The sequence below is a fragment of the Noviherbaspirillum sp. genome (genome assembly GCF_035254685.1).
In the GTDB taxonomy this organism is placed as follows: Bacteria; Pseudomonadota; Gammaproteobacteria; order Burkholderiales; family Burkholderiaceae_D; genus Noviherbaspirillum.
In genome coordinates, this window is the sequence record NZ_DATFAI010000020.1 from 314,316 (window position 1) to 336,895 (window position 22,580).

Genomic DNA, 22,580 nt, shown 5'->3' on the forward strand with positions numbered 1-22,580 from the left:
GATTACCGACCGCCCTGCCCCATCACGACCTTCCCCTTGCAAGAGGGGCAGAGTCGGATACCAGGTCGCTCAGACGCAAAACGGAACACCACGGCGTATCGGCCTTTCAGGAACGCGCTGCGATCCGTCCCTTCATGAATCCGCTACTTGGATTGTTGCGTGCCCGATTGGCTTGAGGACGAAGGCGTGCTCGTGCCTGACGACATTCCCGAGGTGCTGCTGCTGGAAGGCTGGCTTTGTGAGCTGCTCGAAGAACTGCCGGCGGCATTGCCTGATGTATCGCTGCGGCCGCTCGCGGAGCTGCCCGTCGCACCGCTGGATCCGGTTGCGGTCACTTTCTGGGACTGCTTCTTGGCCTCGGCCAGTGCCAGGTTATGTTTCGCCTTGGCTTCCTTCTGGCAGGCGTTCTTTGCGTCGCCGGTCTGGTCGTCGCAACGCTCCTTGGCGACCTTGTAATCGGAATCAGCCTTTGCTTCAGCCAATTTCTCGCGGTTCTTCGGCGTATCGCGCGAGTCCACCTTGGCCTGCGCTTCCGCAATCTTCTTCTGGCCGTCCGCTTCCGCCTTGCACACGTCCTTGGCGTTGCCGCTCATGCTGTCGCATTTCTCCATTGCGGCCTTGTGCTGCTGGTCAATCGTCTGCTTCGAGCTGTGTCCGCTGCTCGATCCGGACATGGCTGTCGAGGATTGCGCGAGAGCGGCCGAAGAGAACGCGAATGCCACCGATGCTGCGAGGATGGTGAGTGTATTTTTCATGGTCTTGCTCCTTCCAATCGTGAGTTGCGGCAATCCGCAAGCAGCGGCCTGCCAGACAGGAGCGCGCAAACGCACCCATGCCGACCGTGCGGACAGCTGTCTGGATTGACGCAAGGTTTATTGAATGTCTGCTTACAGAGTGTGTGACAGTGAAGCCTAGGGTTTGTTAGATTTTTGACGCCCCCGATTTGAAACAATCGGTTTCAACCGGAACATCGCGCGGGGATGTGCAAACGATGCCGCGCGGCTTCCCGGCGGCACCACTTCAGACGACGCGGTTGAACCAGAGCATCGATAATCCAGCGGACAGCAGCGCAAACAGCGCAGCGCCGGCGGCGAACAGGCCGGACACTTCCCGCTCGCGTTTTTCGAGCGTGAGATTCGAGCTGAGTGACTTGTACACCTTCGCCAGGTCGGCGGCGGTGCCGGCATGGAAATACTGCGCCTTGGTGACTTCGGCGATCTTCTTCAGCGGCTCTTCATCGAGCCGCACATGCATCGCCCATCCATCGCCGGTAAGGATCTTGCCGGCTTCGGTGCCAATGCCCACGGTGTAGACGCGCACGCCGCGTTCCGCCGCCATGTAGGCTGCTTCGACCGGATCGGGGCCGGTGGTGGTCTGGCCGTCAGTCAGCAGGATGATGGCCGCGGAGTTGTAGGAACCCGGCGCGACCGGCGTGGCCGGGCCGGGCGGACTGGATTTGGGCGGCTCGCTGCCCAGCGCCTGCGCCTTGTTGCTGTCGTGCGAATCAATCGGGTGCGGATCCAACGAATCCAGGTTGAATTCGACGTCCGGAAAGATGGCTTTCAGCGACACCAGCAGTCCGCTGCCGACCGCAGTACCGCGCTGCAACTGCATGCGACTGAGTGCATCCATCAGGTCGTCGTGGTTTGCCGTCGGAGCCTGCACCACGGCCGCCGTTCCTGCGAATGCCACCAGCCCCACGCGCGAGTTGCGCGGCTGATTGTGCACAAAGGTCTTCACTGCTTGCAACGCCGCTTCCAGCCGGCTGGGTGCCACGTCGTTGGCGCGCATGCTGCCGGACACGTCCACTGCGAGGATCATGGTCTTTTGGTCAGTCGGCAGCATCATGATCGCGGCCGGACGTGCCGCGGCCAGCAGCATCAGCGCCAGCGCGACGAGGAAGAGTGCCGGCGGAATGTGCCGCCGCATGCGGCTGGAACCCTCCATCGCCTGCCGAACGGTTGCGAGGCCGGCGTATTGCAGCGCGTATTTCTTCCTTCGACGAAGGATGATCCAGTATGCCAGCACCAGCAGTGGCAGAAGCAGCAGCAGCCACAGCATATCCGGCCAGATGAAATTCATTCGTGTCTCCTGCCCAAATGCGAAGTGCCGCCCGTCGAAAGGCGGCTGCTGTTCTTGCGCAATTCGGAAAAGCGGAACAAGGCATCGACGATCTCGTCTTCCGTCGAGAGTTCGAGCGCATCGACGCCCGCATAGGAGAATGCCTCGTGCAGCGCATCCTCACGCTCGGTGACGAGCGTGGCGAAGCGGCTGCGGAAAGCCGTGTCGTGCGTGTCGACGAGCAGCTGCTCGGCAGTTTCCGCATCTTCGATCGTCAGCAGGCCGAGATCCGGCAGGCGCATTTCCAGCGGATCGTACAGGTGGATGGCGATCAATTCATGCCGCTGCGCCAGCGTCGCGAGCGGCTTTTCCCAGCCGGGTTGCGTCAGGAAATCCGATATCACGAAGACCAGCGAACGCCGATTCATCACATGCGCAGCGGTTTTCAGCAAATCATGCAGCTTCGTGGTTCCGGCAGGCTGCGTGGCGGCCGGACGCTTGAGCATCCGGTGCATCAATTCCAGCACATGCCGCCGGCCGTTCGCTGCGCGGATCACGGTATCGACATTCGTACCGTAGAACAGTGCGCCAAAACGGTTTCCATGGCGGTTCAGCATGCTGGCAAGAATCGCTGTCAGCTCGACGGCCTGCATGCGCTTGCTGATGCCTTGCGAGCCGAAGTCCTCGGACGGGCTGAGATCGAGCAGGAACCAGGCGGTGAGCTCGCGCTCCTCGTAGTATTCCTTCACGTAGGGCGTCTGCATGCGCGCGGTAACGTTCCAGTCGATGTGCCGCACGTCGTCCTGGTACTGGTACTCGCGCAGGTCCGCGAGATCAATGCCGATGCCACGGAACAAGGTGTGATAATCGCCGTGCAGCAGGCCATCGAGCCGCCGCAGGACGGTCATCTCGAGGCGGCGCAGGATGGCTTCAGGCGTTGGCGTCAACTCTGACATGGCTTTCAAGGACTCTCTCCGGTGGCGGCAACTGTTTCAGAATGCGATGCACGATATGGTCGGCAGTGACCGCGTCGGCCAGCGCTTCATACGAGAGCGAGAGCCGGTGCCGCAGCACGTCAGGCACGAGGTCGACCACGTCTTCGGGCCGTACATGATTGCGCCCGCGCAGCAATGCGAGCGCGCGCGCGCCTTCGACCAGATGGATCGATGCGCGCGGGCTGGCGCCGCAGGTGAGGTAATGCGCGAGATTTGGCACGTGATAGTGGTCAGGGTTGCGCGTCGCGGCCACCAGGCGCACCGCGTAGCGCACCAGCGAAGGGTCGATATAGCAGCTGCGGCACTGGTGCTGCAGGCTCGCGAGTTCCTCCGTGGTGGTCACCGCCATCACCTCCTGGTCCTCGCTCGTGACGCGGTTGACGATCACGAATTCCTCTTCTTCCGTCGGATAATCGATCAGCACCTTCATCATGAAACGGTCGACCTGCGCTTCCGGCAAGGGATAGGTGCCCTCGGTTTCGATCGGGTTCTGCGTCGCCATCACGAGGAAAGGCTCGGGCACACGATGCGTGGTGCCGGCAATCGTCACCTGGCATTCCTGCATCACTTCCAGCAGCGCGCTCTGCACCTTGGCCGGCGCGCGATTGATTTCATCGGCCAGCAGCAGGTTGGAAAACACCGGCCCGAGCGAGGTGCTGAACTCGCCGTTTTTCTGGTTGTAGATGCGCGTGCCGATCAGGTCGGCCGGCACCAGGTCCGGGGTGAACTGGATGCGGTGGAAACTTCCCTGGATGGTGCGCGCCAGCGTCTTCACGGTGAGCGTCTTCGCCAGTCCCGGAACGCCTTCCACCAGGAGATGTCCGCCGGCCAGGATCGCGACCAGCACGCGTTCCAGGAAATGGTCCTGCCCGACGACAACGCGCTTGACTTCATACAGGACGCGCTCCATGCGCAGCGACACGTCCGGCTTGCCTTTTTCGATGTTTTCCATGGTTGGATGTCCTAGAACGGCGATTCGCCCGCCGCGGCCGCTGCGATTTCAATCGGCACCGCAAAGCCGATTCCAATGAAAGTGCCCTGCTCGTGTGGACTGAGGATGGCGGTCACGATGCCGACCACGTCTCCCTCCATGGTGACAAGCGGTCCGCCGGAATTGCCTGGATTGGCTGCCGCATCGAACTGGATCAGGTTGTTCAGCACTTCGCTGCCATCCGGCGCGGCGTAGGTTCGTTTAAGGCCGGAAATAATTCCGGATGAGGCCGACGGCCCGATGTTGAAGGGAAATCCTACTGCCACCACCCTGTCCCCGGTCGCCAGCCCTTGTGTCGAGCGCAAGGTGGCCGGCACCAAGTCATCCGGCACAGTGTTGGCCTCGATCACGGCCAGGTCTTGGTCTGGCATGCGGCGCAGCACGATGGCGTCGGACTCCATGCCATTGGCGAACTGTACCTTGATGCGTGTATTCTCGTCGCCTTCCACCACGTGCAGGCTGGTGAGGATGGCGCCCTTGTCAATGATCACCACGCCGCTGCCCACGCCGCGCGCGCTTTTCTTGCCGGTGCCCGGTTCCTGTTCCACCTGCACCACGCGCACGACCGAGCGTCGTATGCGCTCGAACGCTTTCGACTCGGGCGACGGCAGGGGCGATTTTTCAAGCGTGTGGCGTACGGCGGCGTCGATATCGCGTTGCGTAATTTCCCGCGCCGGCGGCGTGGCAAGTGTGTAGGCAACGAACAGCAAGGCACTGAAAAGTACGGAGGATGCGACCAGCAGAGCCTTTTCATGTCGCGTATAAAAAGCGCGCAAGCCGGCACGGGCCTGGGCAAAATGCGGCTGTCTGGCCGGCGCAGGCGCTGGCATGGCCTGCGCCGGCGAAGCGACGGCAGAAGGTTCTTCACGGCGCTTGCGCGCGGACCTGCTATGGATCGGTGGGCGCCTCATTCAAACTCACTCTCGCAGGATGTGCCGCATGCCGTGGTGCTGGCGCGCAGCGCATCGACGTCAATCATTCATCGCAAATTCTTGTAGCGGCCGACACGATACTTCCACATCTGGTAGTTGGCCGTCGTCCCGAGGACGAGCGCGCCTAACAGCGGAATCAGCAAGACCGACGAGTTGCTGAAGATCGCGCCGCCAAACCCAAGTACTGCACAGAGAGCAAGAAGCTTGCCGAGCTGCCGCATGCCGACCTTCCACGACTGCCACGCAAGATCGAGCGTCATGAGCATGAAAAAGATATTGAGAAGAATCATGATGCTTTCCCGGGCCGAATGCGTCGGCGAGACGCAACGCGCAGGCGAAACGCACTGGCGTTTTTCACCCTGCTTGTTACTTTGTCCTTGCACGATTAGGCAAGTTCAAGGCGATTTGCATGATGCGTCGCAACGGATGTTGGCATGCCTTTCGGCAAGAACGGTCAGACGTGATGTCCAAACGGCGAGTTTGTGCCAGGGTTGGCTGGGACGGTATTGATGTCAGTCCGGGACGGATCTGCTGCGAGAGGAAAACTGATGCCGCGCTCTCGGCGGCAGGACGGCGAGCGCGACCAGGGCATGCTGCATGCGCTGCATGCCCGTCATGCTGCGAGGGAAATGGATTTAGGCAGAGCCCGGGGCGTCCTTAAATGGCGCGGATCTCCGAGGAATTCATCGGTTCGGCAAACGGGCCCCTCGTTTCGAGACGCTCTTCGAAATCCTCATCGATCTGCTGATGCTCCTTCAGGTAATCGCGCACCTCATGCAGCCACAAGCGCTTGTCGCTCAAGCCTGAATCGTCGCCCAAGGTGTAGGTCTCCCTGTCGCCGAACAGGCGATCGGCATCCGCCTCGGGCAGCGCGAACACGCGCGCCATGACGCGCGCGGGAGTCGCGCTTGCAGATGGTTCGTCGCGGAAAAGAAGATGATTTCCGTCATCCGACATGGACAGTCCGAGCGCCATGAACTTCGGATGTTGCGCCAGCCATCCCGCCGGCGAGCAGATGGTCCCCTTGGCCAGAGTCTCGCCGCGCGCGATGCGCAGTGCGCCGAGGGCGATCGCCGTTTCGGGAATGCCATCGATGATGGCGTAGGCGTCTTTGAGCAGTTCGAAGTCAGGGCCGGTTTCCATTGCGCATCCTTTCTGGGGTCATTGTGAAGTGGTCGAAGGTTCCGGGCGAAGTTCTCCCTTCTGTTATAGACCGGAAATTGCCCCGGGAGGTTTCGGCCAGTCCGATTTCATCAAATCCGACGCCGCATTTTTTCAATCGTCAGGTAAAAAGCATCTTGCCCGGATTGAGGATATTGTTCGGATCCAGCGTTCCCTTGAGGGTGCGCATCAGTGCGACTTCTTCTGCCGTCCTGGAGAGCGGGAGATAGGGCTTCTTCTCCAGTCCGATGCCATGCTCTGCGGACACCGAACCGCCGATGCCGGCCAGCGGCATGTAAACGATGCGTTCGACTTCCGCGCGGTCATCCCTGTTGCCGGTGCGTACGACCACGTGCAGATTGCCGTCGCCAAGATGACCAAATACCCAGCAATGGCTTTCCGGCCAGCGCATCGACAGCGTGCGCCGCATGCTGAGGATGTAACGCTCCATGGCCGCGATCGGCAGCGACACGTCAAAGGTGAACGGCATGCCGTAGCGCGCGACCTGCATTACATCGTCGCGCATGGCCCAGATCCCGGCGCACTCGCGCTCCGAGCCGGCGATCACGGCATCTGCAATCAGGCCGCCCTCGATGGCCTTCTCCAGCGCGCCGACGAAACGCGCCGCATCCTGCTCCTGGTCCGCGCCGAGCGATTCCACCAGCACATAAAAAGGACTTCCGTGCGGCAATGGCGGCGAGGACTTTGCCGGTGGCGTCGTGACAAGCTCATAGAAATCGCGCCACATCACTTCGAAGGCAGACAGGGTACCGCCGAGTGCCTGGTCCATGTGCTTGAGGAAAGCAGTTAACGCATCGAAACTGGCCAGCGACGCGAAGGCCACGTTCTGGCTGCGCGGCCGTTCAGACAGGCGCAGCACGAGTCGTGTAATGACGCCGAGCGTGCCTTCGGAACCGATGAACATGTGCTTGAGGTCGTATCCCGCGTTGTTCTTGAGCATGCGGTTGAGCGAGGAAATCACCGTGCCATCGGCCAGCACGACTTCGAGTCCGAGCACCATGGCGCGCATCATGCCGTAGCGGATCACACGATTGCCGCCGGCGTTGGTCGCCGCATTGCCGCCCAGTGTGGCCGATCCGCGCGCGCCGAGGTCCAGCGGGAACGCCAGTCCATGCGGTTCGAGCGACTCCTGCATCGTCTGCAGCGTGACGCCGGCCTGGGCCACCGCCACGCGCTGCACCGGATCGATTTCCTCGACGGTGTTCATGCGTTCCAGCGACAGCACGATCTGCTCGGGCGTGGTGTCCGCTCCATGCACGAGCCCGGTCAGTCCACCCTGCGTCACGACCGCGCACTTTTTTTGGTTGCACAGCTTCAGCACCGCCGCCACTTCCGCCGTGGTCCGGGGCCGCACCAGCAGGCCGGCCTGCAAGGTGTCGGTGCGCAGAAAACCCGCGGGACGCTTCCTGACTTCATCCGCCTCCAGCAGGCCGTCCGCGCCAACGATGGCGCGCAGGCGTTCGGTCAATTCTTCATTCATCTTTCCGCTCCCCCGCGCCGGTATCGTCCAGCTTGTATGTGCTGTCTTGGAAAAAATCGATTGTTCAGGCCGCTACTTCCGGCTGAGTTGCCGCTGCCCAGCGCGCGCGCCAGCCGGTCCGCATGACATCCACTTTGGCGACGCTCGCTTCCCGCACGTGGCCGTAGCCGCGTATCTGCTCGGGCCACTCCGCTATCTCGACGGCAAGCTCGATGCGCCTTGCATCCAGTCCTTCCAGCATCTGCGAAATATCGCTTTCGTACTCTGCCAGCAGGCGTTGCGCCAGCTTGCGTTCGGGGCTGGAACGGAACGGGTCGAGGATGGTGCCGCGCAGTCCGCGCAGGCGTGCCAGAACGCCGAACACCGGCAGCACCCAGGGACCAAGCTCGCGTTTGCGCGGCCTACCAGTGACCGGGTCGCGCTCGGCGAAGGGCCATGCGCCGAGATGGAAATGCAGCTTGTAATCACCTTCAAAGGACTGTTCGAGCTCGGCACGGAATTCCGGCGAGCTATGCAGGCGCGCGACCTCGAACTCATCCTTGTGTGCCAGAAGCTTGAAGTAGTTGCGCGCGACGGCACGTGCCAGCCGTTCGCCGGTGTCGAACAGGCGTTCTGCTTCAGCCACCTGTGTCACCACGCGGCGGTAGCGTTCGGCATAGGCCGCGTCTTGATACGCGGTCAGGCGCGCGACGCGGTCGGCGATGATGTCGGCCAGGCGGTTCAGGCGTGACGGGACGATGCTGATCACGGCGGCCGGCTTCACCAATGCTTCGACCGAAGCCGGATCATGCGCCATGCGGCGGCCCCAGAGGAAACTCTTCAGGTTGAAATCGACGCTGACACCGTTCAGTTCGACCGCGCGCTCGATGGCCGTGCGAGATACGGGAACCCAGCCGCGCTGCCATGCATAACCGAGCATGAGCATGTTGGCGGCGATGGTGTCGCCCATGAGATCCATCGCCAGGCGGGATGCCGGCAGGCAGGCAACGCGGTCATCGCCACCCGCCGCAGTGCGAATGCGCTGCTGCAATTCCTGTGCATCGAGCTGCCAGTCCGGGTTCCTGGTGAAGTCGCTGGTTGGCGTCAGTTCTGTGTTGACGGCAGCGCGGCTCCGGCCGCCGCAGAGCCGCGACAAGGCTTCATCACCGGCGCTCACCACGAGGTCGCAACCGACCAGCAGGTCGGCCTCGCGCGCGGCAAGGCGCGAGGATTGCAGCATCTCCGGATCCCGTCCGATGCGCACGTGGGACATGACTGCGCCATACTTCTGCGCCAGGCCGGTGACGTCGAGCGTGGTCGCCGCCTTGCCGTCGATATGCGCGGCCATGCCAAGGATCGCGCCGATGGTGACGACGCCGGTGCCGCCGATGCCCGTCACCAGCACGCCATAGGCCGAGTCGCCGAGTTGCGGCACGGCGGGCTCTGGCAAGGCCGGGAAATCGCCCACCGGCAGCGAGCGGGTCTTGCCGCGCCTGAGGCTGCCGCCGTGGACCGTGACGAAGCTCGGGCAGAAGCCTTCGACGCAGGAATAATCCTTGTTGCAGGACGACTGGTTGATGCGACGCTTGCGGCCCAGTTCGGTCATCACCGGCTCGATCGACATGCAGTTGGACTTAGTGCTGCAATCGCCGCAGCCTTCGCAGACGGCCGTGTTGATGAAAGTGCGCTTGTCGGGATCGGGATACTTGCCGCGCTTGCGCAGGCGACGGCGCTCGGTGGCGCACATCTGGTCGTAGATCAGCACTGACACGGCGGGAAAATCGCGCAGCTCGCGCTGCACCCTGTCCAGTTCGCGCCGATGCTCGACCTTGACGCCCGCCGGCAGCGTGACGCCGGCGTAGCGGCCCGGATCCTCGGTGACGACCACGATCCTGCCCACGCCTTCGGCGAGCAGTTCGGTTGCCATCTGCGGCACGCTCAGATCGCCATCGACCGGCTGGCCGCCGGTCATCGATACGAAACCGTTGACTAGCAGCTTGTAGGTGATCGGCACTTTGGCGGCGACCGCCTGACGGATCGCGAGGAAACCGGAATGGAAATAGGTGCCGTCGCCCAGGTTCGCAAACACATGCTTTTCTTCGGTGAACGGCGCCTGGCCGACCCACATCGCGCCCTCGCCGCCCATGTGGCACATGGTGCCGGTGTGCTCGGGGCGCTGCAAGGCCGCAATGGCATGGCAGCCAATGCCCGCCAGCGCGCGGCTGCCGGCAGGCACTTGGGTCGAGGTATTGTGCGGACATCCGGAACAGAAGTTCGGCATCCGGATCGGTCCGGGACGGCGCGCTGCTCCCGGCGTCTCGGCAGCGCAGCCCATGCCGAGCAGACGGGCGATCAGACCGCCAACCTGCGGCGGTGACAACTCGCCGACCGAGGGCAGACCCGGCTGGCCACGCGCGGGCGACCATTCGTTCGCGCCGTGGAATTTGCCGACGACGCGGATGCGATGGCCGAACGTCGTGTCGAACAGGATGGTCTTGATCTGGTTCTCCAGCACCGGCCGCTTTTCCTCGACAACGACGATGACGTCCAGCCCCTGCGCGAACTGCTCGATGATCTGTGGATCGAGCGGCCATACCATGCCGATCTTCAGCAGCCGTATGCCTTGCGCGGCAACTTCGTCATCCGTCAGGCCCAGTTCCAGCAGCGCCTGCCGCACATCGGTGTATCCCTTGCCGGCAGCGACGATACCGAGCCGCGGGCTTGCGCAATCCATCACGATGCGGTTCAGTCCGTTGACACGGGCATAATCCAGCGCGGCATGGAGCTTGTGGTTATAGAGGCGCGCTTCCTGGTCGAGCGGCCGGTCGAAACGGCGGATGTTCAGGCCGTCGGCCGGTAGCGGCGCGGATGGCGTCACCGACCTCGGATAATCGGGACTGACATAGACGCTGCCGGACGATTCGACCACATCGGTGACCAGCTTCATGCCCACCCAGCAGCCTGCATGGCGGCTCATGGCGAGGCCATGCAATCCGAAATCGAGGATGTCCTGCACATTGGCGGGATACAGCACCGGGATGCCGGTAGCGATCAGGATGTAGTCCGACTGCGCCGCCTGCGTGGAGGACTTGGCGGCATGGTCATCACCGCACACCGCGAGCGCCCCGCCCCACGGCGAGGTGCCGGCGCCGTTCGCGTGGCGCAGCACATCGCCGCTGCGGTCCACGCCGGGCGTCTTGCCGTACCAAATGCTGAACACGCCGTCGTACTTCGCGCCGGGAAAGACGCCGATGTACTGCGAGCCCCACACTGCCGTGGCGGCGAGGTCTTCGTTGACGCCGGGCTGGAAATGGATGTGGTGTTTCTTCAGCCAGTCCGCATTGCGCCACAGCTCCATGTCGTAGCGACCGAGCGGCGATCCGCGATAGCCGCTGATGAAGCCGGCCGTGTTGCGCCCGGCCGCTGCATCGCGCATGCGCTGCTGCATCGGCAGACGCACCAGGGCCTGGGTGCCGGACATGAAGGCCCAGCCGTCGGTGAGCGCGTATTTTTCGTCGAGGGTGGTGTCGAGGCGTGCTGTCAGGGGGAAAGGTGCGTTCATGGCGCGTGATGACGGCCATCCAGGCACAGGCATGCCCGGAGGGCTGACGCTGTCTCCAATGTGGTTTTATTCGGAGGAAGTGTAAAAGGAACGGGCGTGCTATTCACCACCTGTTCGGGTAGTGACTCGCGCTGCGCTGCAGCACCATACTCAGTCGATCAGGCGCCACTGCCGTCCACGGGCAATGGCCTGTGCCCGATTATGTGCATCCAGCTTGACGTACAGGTTCTTGAGATACCACTTGACGGTGTTCTCGGAAATCTGGAAGCGCGCCGCCAGTTCCCGGTTCTGCTCGCCTTGCGCGAGCGCGCGCAGCATTTCCCGCTCACGGGGATTGAAGGACGCAGGGCCGGCTTCGGCGCCGGCGTTGTCGGACGGCACGGTGCGTCCACCCGCGCGCAGCACGCGTTCAGCGTGTTCGCGCACCACGCCTTGCGGCAACATTTCCCGGCTCGTCAGCCATTGCGCGATGCGGCCCAGGACGGGCTCACCTTCGTCGGCGAAACTGCGAATGAAACCGTGGCTGCTGCCGGCCGCCATGGCCGTCGCCAAGGCGTCGTCAGCTGCTGCCGACTGGCCGATCGCATCAAGGGCGCAGGCACGCATGATGCACAGCTTGAGTGCGCGCCAGCCGCGGTCCAGGGATTGCGCCTGCTGCAGCAAGCGCTCGATGAGCGGCAGCATCGCATCGCCCTTCCCCAAACGGATCTGCAACCTGATCCAGCTGATGTCGCGCGCTTCGGCGTCGGTCGTGAAATGAAAATGTGCCTCCTGCGGCTCATGCTGCGCGGCAGCGGCCAGCGTGGTGGCCACGCGCATCTGGTTCGACAAGGTGGCAAGACGCACCTTTTCCCAGCGGCAGGCAAATGCCAAACGATAAAAGCGCCGCGCCACCGCCCGCGCCAATGTTTCGTCGAGGATCGCCATCGCACCGTTCACGTCCCCCTGCACAAAAAGCAGCCGCGCCGCCGTCAGATGCCCGCCGACCAGCAGGCCCATCTCGAGATAGCCGCCCTCGGCGGGTGCGTGGATCGCAAGTAGCGCCTGTGCCTCATCGAGTCGGTCGGATTCATACAGGATTTCGCTGTGCAATCCGGAGCGGACGCTCGCATATTCGATCTGCGCATGATCGACCGGCGGCGCGCCCACATCGACGCCGGTGTAGCAGGCGATGGCGCGATGCAGGTCGCCGCGCGCGCTCCATGCGGCGGCACGCAGGCCGACGGTCGCGGATAGTCCGAAAAGATTCGACACCTTGCGGTTGTAGCGGTCAGCCTGGTCGAGCAGTTTGAGGGCTGCGTCGAAACGGCTCAGCGCGATCTCGCCATAAGCGCGCACATTGGACATGATGCCAAGCGCGTAATCGCCCGTCACCTTCGGCAGGTTGCGTGCCGTGACCTTCATCACTTGTTCCACGTTTTCGTCCACGGCGGGCATCAGTGCTTCGAGGGCGAGGCAGTCCTCCCACACCAATGTATCGAAGGGCCGGCTCTCCGCCAGCGAAAACAGCTGGCGTAAGCGCGCCTCGGCTTCATCGATCTGGTGGAAGTAGGTATGCGCGCGGGCGGCAGCCCAGACGATATCCGGATGGTCGTCGGCGATGTGCGCCGGCAGACGCTTGATCCAGTGCAGCAGCGTGGCGAGGTTGCCGGCCTTGACGAGCTGCTTGGCACTGCGCTCCAGCATGCCGGCGGCGAACACCGGGTCACCGGCTTCCATTGCATGGCCCACGGCGTCGATCAGCTGTCCATGCTGCTCCAGCCATGTGGCGGCCTTGCGATGCAGCTGCTCGGCCATGCCGGGAAAGCGGCGCTCAAGCCGCGCGCGCAGGAAGTCCGCAAGCAGGGCATGGTAGCGGTAGGCGCCGCTGCGATGGCTATCGAGGGGAATCACGAACTGGTTGCGCCGCCCCATGTCATGCAGCCATTGCGCGCTGTTCTCGCCCTCGCACAAGGCATCGCACAGGTCGGGTTCGAGGTAGCGCAGCACGCTGGTGTGCAGCAGGAAGGATTGCTGTTCCGGCGGCTGCCGCTCGAAAATCTCGCCGGCGAGGTATTCAGCCAGGTCGGATGCGCCGTCCTTCAGCACTTCCGCGAAACCGTGGGGCGCCTCGCTGCGGTTCAGGGCGAGCGCGCTCAGACGCAGGATCGCGGGCCAGCCTTCGCAGCGCTCCGCCAGCAGCGCGTGCCAGGCCGACGGCACCGCAGCGCTGCCGCCCCTGCCCTGCAGGAAGGCGCGGGTTTCGTCCGCATCGAAACGCAACTGGCGCGCGGACCATTCGAGCACCATGCCGCCAGCCTTCATCCGGCTGAGGGCGAGGCCGGATTCGGGACGTGTGCCGATCACGATGCGCAGGTTGTCGGGAGCGAAGCGCAGCAGGCGTCCCAGCAGTGCAAGCGCGGCCGGTTCCTGCACCGATTCCAGTTCGTCCAGAAACAGGATCTGCTGCCCGGGCAGGCGTGCCACTTCGTTCAGCCAGATGCCAAGGTCCGGCATGTGCGGCATGACGAGCGAGCCGCGTGACTCCGGCGACTGGCCGGGATAGGGCTGGCCGATGACCGCCTGAAGGTGCGTCAGCAGATGGTTGATATCGTCATCGCGCGGATCCATGGTCAGCCAGCGGCAGCACGCGCCGCCTACGGCCAGGCGCTCGGACAGCTGGCTCATCAGGGTGGTCTTGCCGTATCCGGCGGGGGCGCGCAGCAGCAGGACACGCCAGTCCGGCGCGGCGTCGAGCGCTTCGAGCAGCTTGCGGCGTGGGAGCGTGCCGGCTGCCAGTGTCGGCGGGCGCAGCTTGCTGCCCAGGATGGTGCCGGCGAGTGGCTCGGCGGAACGCGGGGAAGAGTTCATCATCGACATCATCCGGTCGGCCGTGTCGATGCATCAGCAGAATGGCTGCGGGAAAGCCGGGAAGAAACAGGAAAGACCAGAAGTTGATGCAGCGCGCGTGGCATTGGCCTATCGGACATCGGACAAGTGTTGGAGGAAACCCTGCCGGACATTATGGCAGTTTTCCGGAGAACACAAACTTTCAGGCTACGGCATCCTCCGATGCGGCCTTCTCTTTTCCGGTGGCGTTGAAACGCGCCTCCAGCAGCAGCAAGGCATCCATCAGCTGATGCAGTTGCTGGTCCGGGATGCTGCCGAGGGTACGCTTGATGAAGGCGGCGCGTTTCGGCAGACTTTCCTCGACCTGTTCCTTGCCGGCTTTCGTCAGCATGACGTTGGTGATGCGCTTGTCATGCTGGTCGGTGCTGCGCACGATCCAGCCCAGCGTCTCCAGCGCGCTGAGTTGCCGCGACAGCGCACCGGGGTCCATGTGCGACGCATCGCCCAGCTGCTTCTGCGGACAGGGGCGCTCCTCATTGTAGAGGTAGAGCATCACCCGCCAGCGCGGCAGGAAATGCCCGACGTCCTTTTCGTACGCGCTCATGAACGCGCGGTACGTGCGCCCGAGCTGTTGCAGCACTTTCAATTGTTCAACCGAATCCACTATCCGCCCCCCTCCAGGATCCGCATTATCGCCCATTCCGCTGCCATGTCATCCGTTCAGCGGCGCAGTTGCAGGCGCGGCACGCGGCGCAATTGCAGGACCGCGACCACAGCCACCGCAACCGACAGCATCTGGCCGACGTGGATCGAGGACACCAGCGACACGCGCGCCATCTCGAGCAGAGATAGGCCGTTCAGCCCGGCGTCGTGCAATTGCGCCAGGAGCCGGACCTGCTCTTCCTTGTTGATCAGGATCTGCGGGTCATTCAGGTGCGTGACCCACTGCGAGGCATGCATGGATTGCAGCACCTCGTTCACGCGGCTGACATACATGTGGTTCACCAGCGTGCCCACGAGCGCCGTGCCCAGCATGCCGCCGACCATGCGCAGCGACTGGATCATGGCCGTGGCGATGCCCAGGTGCGCCCGGCCCGCGGCTTCCTGCGTGAAGATGGTCAGGTTCGGCAGGATGAAACCCAGCCCCAGGCCGCTGCCGATGAGATACATAATCACTAGCGCATGCGGGGTGCCCTGCTTCAATGTCGCGATGCCGAGGCTGCACAATCCGAGCAGGGCGAAGCCGGTGAACATGATGTGCGCGGGATTGGGCACATGTGGCAGCAGGCGGCTGTTCGAGATGGAGCCGATGGTGATGCAGACGACCAGCGGCGTGATCAGCATCCCCGCTTCGTTCGGCGACAGGCCGAAGCCGCCCTGCAGCAGCAGCGGCATGTAAAACATCAGCGCGAACATCATGAAGCCCATCAGCACCGAAAGGCTGAACAGCGAAGCGAGCGCCGGATTGCGGAACATGTCGAACGGCAGGATGGGATTGCTCGCATGCTTTTCGCAGAAATACAGGGCGACGAACGCGGCCACGCTGGCGACGAGCAGCAGGATCATGCCGGGGCTCATGCCGTGCCCCGGAAGCAGTTCGACAAACATCTGCAGGCTGCCGAGCGAAGCGGCGATCAGGAAGGCGCCGAGCCAGTCGAGCTTCATGGCTGCCTGGTGCGCGTGGTGCCGGATCAGCGGCATGTGCTTCCAGACGAAATACACACCCAGCATCCCGACGGGCAGGTTGACATAGAAAACGGATCGCCAGCCGGTAAATTCAGTGAGGAAGCCGCCGAGCGACGGCCCTACCGCATTGCCGATGCCGAAGGCCGAGCTGATGAGCACCTGCCAGCGCAGTCGCTCACGCGGCTCGGGAAACAGGTCCGGGATGGAAGCGAAGGCCGTGCCGACCAGCATGCCGCCGCCGATGCCCTGCAAGCCGCGCGCAAGTACCAGGAACAGCATGCTGCTGGCCATGCCGCACAGCGCGGAGGCCAGCGTGAAGATGATGATGGCCGCCAGCACGAAATACTTGCGGCCGAAATGATCGCCGAGCCTGCCGAAGATCGGCACGGTGACGACCGACGCCAGCAGGTAGGACGTGGCCACCCAGGCATACAGGTCAAAGCCCTTGAGTTCGGCGACGATGGTCGGGAGCGCCGTGCCCACGACCGTCTGGTCAAGGGCGACCATCATCACGACAAAAAACAGGCCGAGCATGGCCAGCAGGGATTCGCGGAATGAGCGCGCGGTGTTGCCTCCAACACTGCTTGTCATGGCAATGGCGGCGTCAGCTGCGCGGGTGGCGGAATCAGAAGATCGGGTATCCAATGGAATTGTTTGACATCTCAATCGTTGATATGTCAACGATATTACGCCGCGACGGCCCTGCTGTCAAACGGCCGCCCGCGCGGCATGCAGCTGCAGACAAGATTCCCCGGTCTTCGGTAATATCTTGCCTCCAGCCCACTGCACGTACTGCCATGTTGACGCCTGAACAATTTTTCGGCTTCCTCGCCGCCGCCGTCCTGATCACTGTCTCCCCCGGCCCGGACAACCTGATGGTCCTTGGCGTTGGCATGTCGCGCGGACGTGCCCGCGGCATGGCCTTTGGACTCGGTTGCGCGCTCGGTTGCCTGAGCCACACGCTGCTCGCGGCGCTGGGCGTGAGCGCCATCATCGCCGCCTCACCTTTCGCATTCACGCTCCTGAAAGTGGCAGGCGGCGCCTACCTGATCTGGCTCGGGCTCCAGGCCCTGCGCAGCGGTGGCGGCGCCAAGGCGACGGCCGTCAACGGCATCGACGATTCCGTACCAAGGCTCTTTGCGAAGGGCGTCTTCGCAAACGCAATCAATCCCAAGGTGGTGCTGTTCTTTCTTTCCTTCCTGCCGCAGTTCGTGATCGCCGGAAACGGCAACGTGAACTGGCAGATCGCAGCGCTGGGCGTCACCTTCACCGTGCAAGCCGCCGTACTGTTTGGCCTGCTCGGTTTTTTCTCCGGCACGGTCGGCCAATGGATCAACAGCCGCCCGCGCGCCGGCCAATGGCTCGACCGCATCGCCGGCACCATTTTCGTCGGATTGGGGCTAAGGTTGATCGTCGCGCGCTGACCGAAACGTACATCCTGACGCATCCTGTACGTTGGGTGCGCCATGGATGTCCACGGAAAACACGAAAAGCACAGAAAATGCCCTTGTTTTGATTTCCGTGATTTCTGTGTTTTCCGTGGACAAGAAGTTCTTTCGTGCGGGTGCCTCTACTGTCCTTTATCGATCAGCTTTCTCTCCCCTGCTCTCCGCCTCAAACGCCACTGCGTCGCGCGCGAACATGTCCTCCAGTTCCTTGCGGCCCTGCTTGGCCATCGAGATCATCTGCGGCTGGTCCTTGTAATGCGGATAGGCGGCAAGCAGCATCCGCAGGTTGTGCAAGCGGAATTTCTTCACTACGTCCTGGGCGCGCTTTGGCGCAAACCCCAACTCCTCCAGCACCTTTCCACCGAGTTGCAGCGAAGCTTCGAAGGTTTCGCGTTCGAGGATGGCCACGCCGCGGTCCATGAGGTCGTAGTAATGCGTGAGGTTGCGCGCGCGGGCCAGGATCTTCAGGTGCGGGAAGTCGCGCCTGGCGATGTCGACGAGTTTCAGGCTGTCCTCCACATCGTCGATGGCCACCACCAGCAGGCGTGCGGTCATCGCACCGGCTGCGCGCAGCAGTTCGGGCCGTGAGGCATCGCCGTAAAACACCTTGAAGCCGAACTTGCGCAGCAGGTCGACCTGGTCGGGATCATGATCGAGCACCGTGGCGTGTATGCGGTTGGCCAGGAGCAGGCGGCCGATGATCTGTCCGAAGCGGCCGAAGCCGGCGATGATGACCGGATCCTCCTGCGGCTCAATGCGGTCCGCCGACCGCCTGTCCTGCCGGAAGCGCGGCGCAATCAGCTTGTCATGCAGGACGAGCAACAGCGGGGTCGCCACCATGGACAGCGCCACGACCACCACCAGCAGCGAGCCCGTCTGCGCCGAGAAAACTTGCGCCGTGGCCGCCGCACCGAACACCACGAACGCGAATTCGCCGCCCTGCGACAAGAGGAAAGTGAAAAGTGCCTGCTCGCCGCGCGGTACGGCAAACCATTTCGCAAGCAGGAAAAGGACGGCGCTCTTGAGCGCAAGGAATCCGACTACCAGTCCGAGGATCAGTACCGGTTGGGCGAGGAATACGCCGAAGTCGACCGACATGCCCACTGCGGTAAAGAACAGGCCGAGCAGCAAGCCCTTGAATGGCTCCAGGTCGCTCTCCAGCGCATGCCGGTACTCCGAATCGGCCAGCAGCACGCCTGCCACAAAGGTGCCGAGTGCCATCGACATGCCGACCCATTGCATCAGCCAGCCGATGGCAATCACCAGCAGCAGCGCAAACGAGGTAAAGATTTCGCGGAGTTGCGTCTTCGCGATGAAGCGCAGCAAGGGGCGGATGAGATAACGTCCGCTGAAGACGAGCCCAAGCAGCACGGCCACGATCTTGACCGCGCCCAGCCAGTCGTGGTCGAGCCGGTCTGGTGGCGTCGCGCCGAGGAAAGGAATCAGCGCAATCATCGGAATGGCCGCCATGTCCTGGAACAGCAGGATGGAAAAACCGGCCGCGCCGGCAGGCGTTCCTTTCAGGTTGCGCTCCTCCAGCGTCGCGAGTGCGATCGCGGTGGACGAGAGCGACAACCCGAGCGCCGCGATCAAGGCCACTTTCCAGTCGACGCCGAGCGCGTATGCCGCAACGAACAGCGCCATCGTGCAGGCGCCGACCTGCAGGGCGCCCCATCCGAATATCGGCCGGCGCAAAGACCACAAATGCTTCGGATCGAGTCCGAGACCGATCAGGAACAGCAGCAGGACGACGCCGAACTCGGAGAAATGCAGGATCACGTCGACACCCTGGATCAGGCGCAGGCCCCATGGGCCGATCGCCATGCCGGCCAGCAAATAGCCCAGCACCGCGCCCAACCCAAGACGCTTTGCGATCGGCACGGCAATGACCGTGGCGGCAAGGTAGACCAGGGAGTTGAAGAGCAGGCTGTGTTCCATCGGGTGTCCTTGTCGCGTGGCTGATATCACAATCGCCACACTTTACCGCGAGATGGACAGGCCGGCACGCGGGTGTTCGCAACGCGATGTGCCGGGACGACGATCATTCACCTGCGTGCAGGCAGGTGTCGCCGGCGAACGAACACCGGGTGTCAGAACTGTTGGCCAATACCCACCGGTCGACGACTGCGCTGGCGCCCGCGGAAATGGGCGGATTCATCACATGCCGAGATATTTTCCTTTGTTTTCAATGGGTTGAGAACAGTGCGCGGACATTCGAGGCCGGCTGGCACACTCCCTGCGATAGTGGCTCTCGAGTGCAACGAAACGCTCACCAACCAAACCCAATCATCTTTAAAGGAATGACCACCATGAAAACCCTGATCATCAAAGACCTGTCCGTCACCGAAGAACTCGACCGCGATGCGATGGCTGCCGTGCACGGCGGCACCGGCATGGGCTCCTATCCCTACTACTGGGGCGGCCCGTCGCTGAGCCTGAGCAAGAACGACTTCTCCTTCGATGCCCAGCAACTGCTGTCGCAATCGCAGAACACCGAAGTCAACAACGGCAACAACGTCGCCTTCGCCGACAACATCACTGCCAACGTCAAGCCGACGCAAAACGGCACCAACAAGATCAACTTTCTGTAATCCGCTTTAATCGACTTTAATCCGATTTATCGACCTCAAGGAGAACTGACATGACGACCCTGAAGATCAAAGACCTCGTTGCTACCGAAGAACTCGACCGCAAGGCGATGAGCGCAGTGCGCGGCGGCACCAGCAAAGGACTGAGCTCCTGCTACAACTGGGGCCCGAGCATGAGCATCAGCAAGGACGACTTCTCGTTCAACGCATCGCAGGCGCTCGGCCAGGAGCAGAACACGCTCGTGAACAACGGCAACAACGCGGCCTTTGTGTCCGGCATTACTTCCAACGTCACGCCGACGCAGAACGGCACCAACAAGATCAACTTCGGCTAAGACGCTGGATGCGGCGAGTGGCTCCCTGCCCTCGCCGCAACGGGCCGGCAGGGATGCGCTAATGCACGCTGCGTCCGGGCTGGTTCCCCGGTTCGATGTCCACGCCAAGCCGCGTGCAGATTTCATCGACTGCGACGAGGTCAGCGAGCAGGCATGCCCGGGTCAGCCGGGCAACTGCTTTCATGTACCCGTGTGCCGTCCGCGCTTCAAGGCCTTCGCAGTAGCGCGGTGCCCACGCGGCGAGATGCTCGTTCAGGAAGCGCTTCTGCATTGCAAGCAGGCGATCGGCAATCGCGTCCTTGCCGCTCGCTCGCGCCTTGCTCTCTTCGTAGCAAAGCAGGGACATGAAGCGCAACTGCGCGCCGATATGATCCGGCGCCGGCGCATCATGAGATATGCCGGAAAACCCGGCATCCTGCATCAGGGCGATAACGCGTGCGGTGACATGGCCCGGTGCGGCGCCCACGCGGGTAGCAGATTCATAAGGCATGGGCCCGACGTCCGATTTGCCGGGGGTGACAAGCTGCCGTGTAAACTCGAGGATAGCCTCCTCCGGAGATTCCAGCGCAGCCTCGACCTCGCGCCGCAACTCCGCCAGCGTGCCTTCCAGGTCCGCCAGCGCCAGGTCCCTGCTCAGCTCGCGCAAATGTTCGTCGTCCGGCACGCGCAGGAATAGCCGCGACATCAACCAGTAAGCCTGGCTGCGCTCCTGCGCCACCACATCGTATTCATCGTTCGCCATTGTTTGACGCAAGCCAATGCAGTTAACCACAAAGCTAACATGGTATTTTCCATGCGGCAATTTGGCAGCCCTTAAAGACTGACCCAAGTCAAGTGGCGCCGATCGGGATTTTGTCCACGAAAAACACGAAAACCGCAATCCCGGTTCGCGATTGCCAATCTCTTCCTGAGACATTGCGCGCTGAGCGTGAATTGTGCGTCAGGCCCACGAACTTTTTTGTGTCTTTCGTGTTTTTCGTGGACAAAAAAACTAGAACTCCAACTCCTCTGCAATCGCTTCGATCCCTGCACGGGCGCAACCGTCGTCGGCAGTGCCATTCGGTGCGCCAGAGACGCCGATCCCGCCGTAGAGCGTGCCGCCGACTTCGATCATGAGGCCGCCGCCAATCGCAAGAACGCGGGGTATGCTGCGTATGCCGCTCGACTCCTTGCCCGACTGCGTCGATTCGGCAAACTGACTGGTGTTGGATTTGAAGCTGACTGCGGTCCAGGCCTTGTTTACCGCGGCTTCCGGTGTGTGCATGCCGGCAAAACGGTCGCGCAGCATGACCTGGGTCTGGCCGGCGCGGTCGACCACGGCAATTGCGACCTGGTAGCCGCCTTCGCGGCATTTCTTGAGTCCGGCCTGTGCGGCCTTCAACGCCGTCTCCGGCGTCATCAGTTTGATCGCGTACGTGCTCTCCGCGGCCTGTGCTCCTGCACAGGCGAGCGCCGCAAGCGTGGCACACATGATTTTTTGTGTTGTCATTGTTTTTCTCCCAATGTCTCCGCCAGGCGCGCCGCGGCAAGCTTGCGTCCTGCCTCGGCGAAGGCGTTGTCAAGATAGCCGCCGTACAGTCCGGCAGTATCACCGCCCACGATCGGCGCCGTCAGCAGGTTGCCCGCACGGTCGAGCATGATCACCGTCGGCGCGAACCGGACGCCGTAACGCTGCGCGAACGCATTCTGGCTGATGCGCTCATGCTTGAAATCGAACAAGGTATCGCTGCCGTTCACCTCGACCTCGCGGATGACCGGCCGCTGTGATTCGGGCAGGTCGCGCAGGAGCGGCGCGAGATAGTTGCGGCGCACCACGTTGCAGAAGGAACAGCCCGGCAACGAGAACATGACGACGAGCGGCTTGCTGCGCATGCCCGCAATCCTGCCATCCTGTCCGAGATCGACCGGCGCGGGCAGCATGCCTGCATTCGATGCGGTCGCCGAACTGGCGCTGGATAGCAGGAACACAAGCCCGGCAAACGCAGGCAGGATGGCCGCGCCGAAAACCAGTTTAACGAGCCATGCGCGCGATATCATCGAAGTCCTCGTCAAAGATTTCACCGACGTCTATCCTGGCCACCTTCCCGCTCCGGTCGAACACCTGGTTGACTGGCAAGCCCTTCAACCGCCCCAGCGCGTTTTCGAATGCGGCGAAATCGGTTGTGACCGGATAGCTCAGCTTGTACTTCGCGATCCATTGCTCCGTCCTGGTGCGCTGCTCGGGATTGTTCTTCTCGATGTTCACACCGATGACGACCAGCTTGTCCTTGTTCTCCCGGTAGAGCTTCTGCAGCTTCGGCGCTTCGTTCATGCAGAACGGACAGTTGGACGCAAAATAGCTGATGACGACCACCTTGCCGCGCAATGCCGCGACGTCGATGGTCTTGCCGTCAATTGCCCGCACCACCGGGACCGCAGGCGCATCTCCAACCTGCAGGCCCGCGGCATGCGACACCGCGGCAAGCAGCCACATCGATGCAGCGAGCAGCAGGTTCGAGATGAAGCGCATGGC

At 62.7% G+C, this 22,580-nt stretch carries 20 protein-coding genes; 3 read left to right on the plus strand and 17 right to left on the minus strand.

Annotated features, from left to right (window positions below):
- Nucleotides 1-143: 143 nt before the first annotated feature.
- The 12 genes from VJ698_RS07295 to VJ698_RS07350 all read right to left on the minus strand — a co-directional run bounded on the left by VJ698_RS07295 (nucleotide 144) and on the right by VJ698_RS07350 (nucleotide 16,288).
- Nucleotides 144-755, minus strand: a complete 612-nt coding sequence (locus VJ698_RS07295; protein ID WP_324102057.1) for a hypothetical protein — start codon at nucleotides 753-755, stop codon at nucleotides 144-146.
- Between the two features lie 265 nt (nucleotides 756-1,020).
- Nucleotides 1,021-2,082: a vWA domain-containing protein gene (locus VJ698_RS07300; RefSeq protein WP_324102058.1), complete on the minus strand. Its 1,062-nt coding sequence runs from the start codon at nucleotides 2,080-2,082 to the stop codon at nucleotides 1,021-1,023.
- Complete coding sequence (locus VJ698_RS07305) at nucleotides 2,079-3,017, minus strand: DUF58 domain-containing protein (protein WP_324102195.1); 939 nt, start codon at nucleotides 3,015-3,017, stop codon at nucleotides 2,079-2,081. Before VJ698_RS07305 ends, VJ698_RS07300 begins: the two co-directional genes overlap by 4 nt.
- Nucleotides 2,992-4,008 (minus strand): MoxR family ATPase, encoded by a 1,017-nt coding sequence (locus VJ698_RS07310; protein ID WP_324102059.1) that lies wholly within the window; start codon nucleotides 4,006-4,008, stop codon nucleotides 2,992-2,994. The genes VJ698_RS07305 and VJ698_RS07310 overlap by 26 nt, the downstream gene beginning before the upstream one ends.
- A gap of 11 nt (nucleotides 4,009-4,019) precedes the next feature.
- The gene (locus tag VJ698_RS07315) at nucleotides 4,020-4,877 is read right to left on the minus strand and encodes a S1C family serine protease (protein ID WP_324102060.1); all 858 of its coding nucleotides are present in this window, start codon (nucleotides 4,875-4,877) and stop codon (nucleotides 4,020-4,022) included.
- Nucleotides 4,878-5,026: 149 nt separating this feature from the next.
- Complete coding sequence (locus tag VJ698_RS07320; RefSeq protein ID WP_324102061.1) at nucleotides 5,027-5,269, minus strand: hypothetical protein; 243 nt, start codon at nucleotides 5,267-5,269, stop codon at nucleotides 5,027-5,029.
- Between the two features lie 367 nt (nucleotides 5,270-5,636).
- Nucleotides 5,637-6,122, minus strand: coding sequence for a hypothetical protein (locus VJ698_RS07325; protein WP_324102062.1), 486 nt, complete (start codon nucleotides 6,120-6,122; stop codon nucleotides 5,637-5,639).
- A 139-nt stretch (nucleotides 6,123-6,261) separates the two neighbouring features.
- Complete coding sequence (locus tag VJ698_RS07330; RefSeq protein ID WP_324102063.1) at nucleotides 6,262-7,641, minus strand: FAD-binding oxidoreductase; 1,380 nt, start codon at nucleotides 7,639-7,641, stop codon at nucleotides 6,262-6,264.
- Between the two features lie 64 nt (nucleotides 7,642-7,705).
- Nucleotides 7,706-11,182 carry an indolepyruvate ferredoxin oxidoreductase family protein gene (locus VJ698_RS07335; protein ID WP_324102064.1) on the minus strand — a complete coding sequence of 1,159 codons (3,477 nt, stop codon included), beginning with the start codon at nucleotides 11,180-11,182 and terminating at the stop codon, nucleotides 7,706-7,708.
- Nucleotides 11,183-11,332: 150 nt separating this feature from the next.
- Nucleotides 11,333-14,035 carry a LuxR C-terminal-related transcriptional regulator gene (locus tag VJ698_RS07340; protein WP_324102065.1) on the minus strand — a complete coding sequence of 901 codons (2,703 nt, stop codon included), beginning with the start codon at nucleotides 14,033-14,035 and terminating at the stop codon, nucleotides 11,333-11,335.
- Between the two features lie 178 nt (nucleotides 14,036-14,213).
- Nucleotides 14,214-14,615, minus strand: a complete 402-nt coding sequence (locus VJ698_RS07345; RefSeq protein WP_324102066.1) for a MarR family winged helix-turn-helix transcriptional regulator — start codon at nucleotides 14,613-14,615, stop codon at nucleotides 14,214-14,216.
- Between the two features lie 116 nt (nucleotides 14,616-14,731).
- A complete protein-coding gene (locus VJ698_RS07350) occupies nucleotides 14,732-16,288 on the minus strand; it encodes an MDR family MFS transporter (RefSeq protein WP_324102067.1) in 1,557 nt (518 codons plus the stop codon).
- A 206-nt stretch (nucleotides 16,289-16,494) separates the two neighbouring features.
- Between VJ698_RS07350 and VJ698_RS07355 the strand changes: the two genes are divergently transcribed.
- On the plus strand, nucleotides 16,495-17,121 hold the full coding sequence (locus VJ698_RS07355) for a LysE family translocator (RefSeq protein ID WP_324102068.1): 627 nt from the start codon (nucleotides 16,495-16,497) through the stop codon (nucleotides 17,119-17,121).
- A gap of 156 nt (nucleotides 17,122-17,277) precedes the next feature.
- On the opposite strand, the gene kefC is transcribed toward VJ698_RS07355, so the two are convergent.
- Nucleotides 17,278-19,083 (minus strand): glutathione-regulated potassium-efflux system protein KefC, encoded by a 1,806-nt coding sequence (gene kefC, locus VJ698_RS07360; RefSeq protein ID WP_324102069.1) that lies wholly within the window; start codon nucleotides 19,081-19,083, stop codon nucleotides 17,278-17,280.
- A gap of 371 nt (nucleotides 19,084-19,454) precedes the next feature.
- Here kefC and VJ698_RS07365 point away from each other — a divergent pair, with 371 nt between their 5' ends.
- Together VJ698_RS07365 and VJ698_RS07370 are read left to right on the plus strand one after the other, a co-directional pair.
- The gene (locus VJ698_RS07365; protein WP_324102070.1) at nucleotides 19,455-19,736 is read left to right on the plus strand and encodes a hypothetical protein; all 282 of its coding nucleotides are present in this window, start codon (nucleotides 19,455-19,457) and stop codon (nucleotides 19,734-19,736) included.
- 50 nt (nucleotides 19,737-19,786) lie between these two features.
- A complete protein-coding gene (locus tag VJ698_RS07370) occupies nucleotides 19,787-20,068 on the plus strand; it encodes a hypothetical protein (RefSeq protein ID WP_324102071.1) in 282 nt (93 codons plus the stop codon).
- Between the two features lie 58 nt (nucleotides 20,069-20,126).
- On the opposite strand, the gene VJ698_RS07375 is transcribed toward VJ698_RS07370, so the two are convergent.
- From VJ698_RS07375 to VJ698_RS07390, 4 genes are all read right to left on the minus strand, one after another.
- Nucleotides 20,127-20,810: a TorD/DmsD family molecular chaperone gene (locus VJ698_RS07375; RefSeq protein ID WP_324102072.1), complete on the minus strand. Its 684-nt coding sequence runs from the start codon at nucleotides 20,808-20,810 to the stop codon at nucleotides 20,127-20,129.
- Nucleotides 20,811-21,059: 249 nt separating this feature from the next.
- Nucleotides 21,060-21,557, minus strand: a complete 498-nt coding sequence (locus VJ698_RS07380; protein WP_324102073.1) for a heme-binding protein — start codon at nucleotides 21,555-21,557, stop codon at nucleotides 21,060-21,062.
- Nucleotides 21,554-22,105, minus strand: coding sequence for a thioredoxin family protein (locus tag VJ698_RS07385; protein ID WP_324102074.1), 552 nt, complete (start codon nucleotides 22,103-22,105; stop codon nucleotides 21,554-21,556). The genes VJ698_RS07380 and VJ698_RS07385 overlap by 4 nt, the downstream gene beginning before the upstream one ends.
- Nucleotides 22,080-22,577 (minus strand): TlpA disulfide reductase family protein, encoded by a 498-nt coding sequence (locus tag VJ698_RS07390; protein WP_324102075.1) that lies wholly within the window; start codon nucleotides 22,575-22,577, stop codon nucleotides 22,080-22,082. Before VJ698_RS07390 ends, VJ698_RS07385 begins: the two co-directional genes overlap by 26 nt.
- Nucleotides 22,578-22,580 lie beyond the last annotated feature (3 nt).

Coding starts and splice junctions, on each gene's coding strand:
- VJ698_RS07295 (WP_324102057.1), bottom strand. CDS start 755: ATGAAAAATACACTCACCATCCTCGCAGCATCGGTGGCATTCGCGTTC.
- VJ698_RS07300 (WP_324102058.1), bottom strand. CDS start 2,082: ATGAATTTCATCTGGCCGGATATGCTGTGGCTGCTGCTGCTTCTGCCA.
- VJ698_RS07305 (WP_324102195.1), bottom strand. CDS start 3,017: ATGTCAGAGTTGACGCCAACGCCTGAAGCCATCCTGCGCCGCCTCGAG.
- VJ698_RS07310 (WP_324102059.1), bottom strand. CDS start 4,008: ATGGAAAACATCGAAAAAGGCAAGCCGGACGTGTCGCTGCGCATGGAG.
- VJ698_RS07315 (WP_324102060.1), bottom strand. CDS start 4,877: ATGCCAGCGCCTGCGCCGGCCAGACAGCCGCATTTTGCCCAGGCCCGT.
- VJ698_RS07320 (WP_324102061.1), bottom strand. CDS start 5,269: ATGATTCTTCTCAATATCTTTTTCATGCTCATGACGCTCGATCTTGCG.
- VJ698_RS07325 (WP_324102062.1), bottom strand. CDS start 6,122: ATGGAAACCGGCCCTGACTTCGAACTGCTCAAAGACGCCTACGCCATC.
- VJ698_RS07330 (WP_324102063.1), bottom strand. CDS start 7,641: ATGAATGAAGAATTGACCGAACGCCTGCGCGCCATCGTTGGCGCGGAC.
- VJ698_RS07335 (WP_324102064.1), bottom strand. CDS start 11,182: ATGAACGCACCTTTCCCCCTGACAGCACGCCTCGACACCACCCTCGAC.
- VJ698_RS07340 (WP_324102065.1), bottom strand. CDS start 14,035: ATGATGAACTCTTCCCCGCGTTCCGCCGAGCCACTCGCCGGCACCATC.
- VJ698_RS07345 (WP_324102066.1), bottom strand. CDS start 14,615: ATGAGCGCGTACGAAAAGGACGTCGGGCATTTCCTGCCGCGCTGGCGG.
- VJ698_RS07350 (WP_324102067.1), bottom strand. CDS start 16,288: ATGACAAGCAGTGTTGGAGGCAACACCGCGCGCTCATTCCGCGAATCC.
- VJ698_RS07355 (WP_324102068.1), top strand. CDS start 16,495: ATGTTGACGCCTGAACAATTTTTCGGCTTCCTCGCCGCCGCCGTCCTG.
- kefC (WP_324102069.1), bottom strand. CDS start 19,083: ATGGAACACAGCCTGCTCTTCAACTCCCTGGTCTACCTTGCCGCCACG.
- VJ698_RS07365 (WP_324102070.1), top strand. CDS start 19,455: ATGAAAACCCTGATCATCAAAGACCTGTCCGTCACCGAAGAACTCGAC.
- VJ698_RS07370 (WP_324102071.1), top strand. CDS start 19,787: ATGACGACCCTGAAGATCAAAGACCTCGTTGCTACCGAAGAACTCGAC.
- VJ698_RS07375 (WP_324102072.1), bottom strand. CDS start 20,810: ATGGCGAACGATGAATACGATGTGGTGGCGCAGGAGCGCAGCCAGGCT.
- VJ698_RS07380 (WP_324102073.1), bottom strand. CDS start 21,557: ATGACAACACAAAAAATCATGTGTGCCACGCTTGCGGCGCTCGCCTGT.
- VJ698_RS07385 (WP_324102074.1), bottom strand. CDS start 22,105: ATGATATCGCGCGCATGGCTCGTTAAACTGGTTTTCGGCGCGGCCATC.
- VJ698_RS07390 (WP_324102075.1), bottom strand. CDS start 22,577: ATGCGCTTCATCTCGAACCTGCTGCTCGCTGCATCGATGTGGCTGCTT.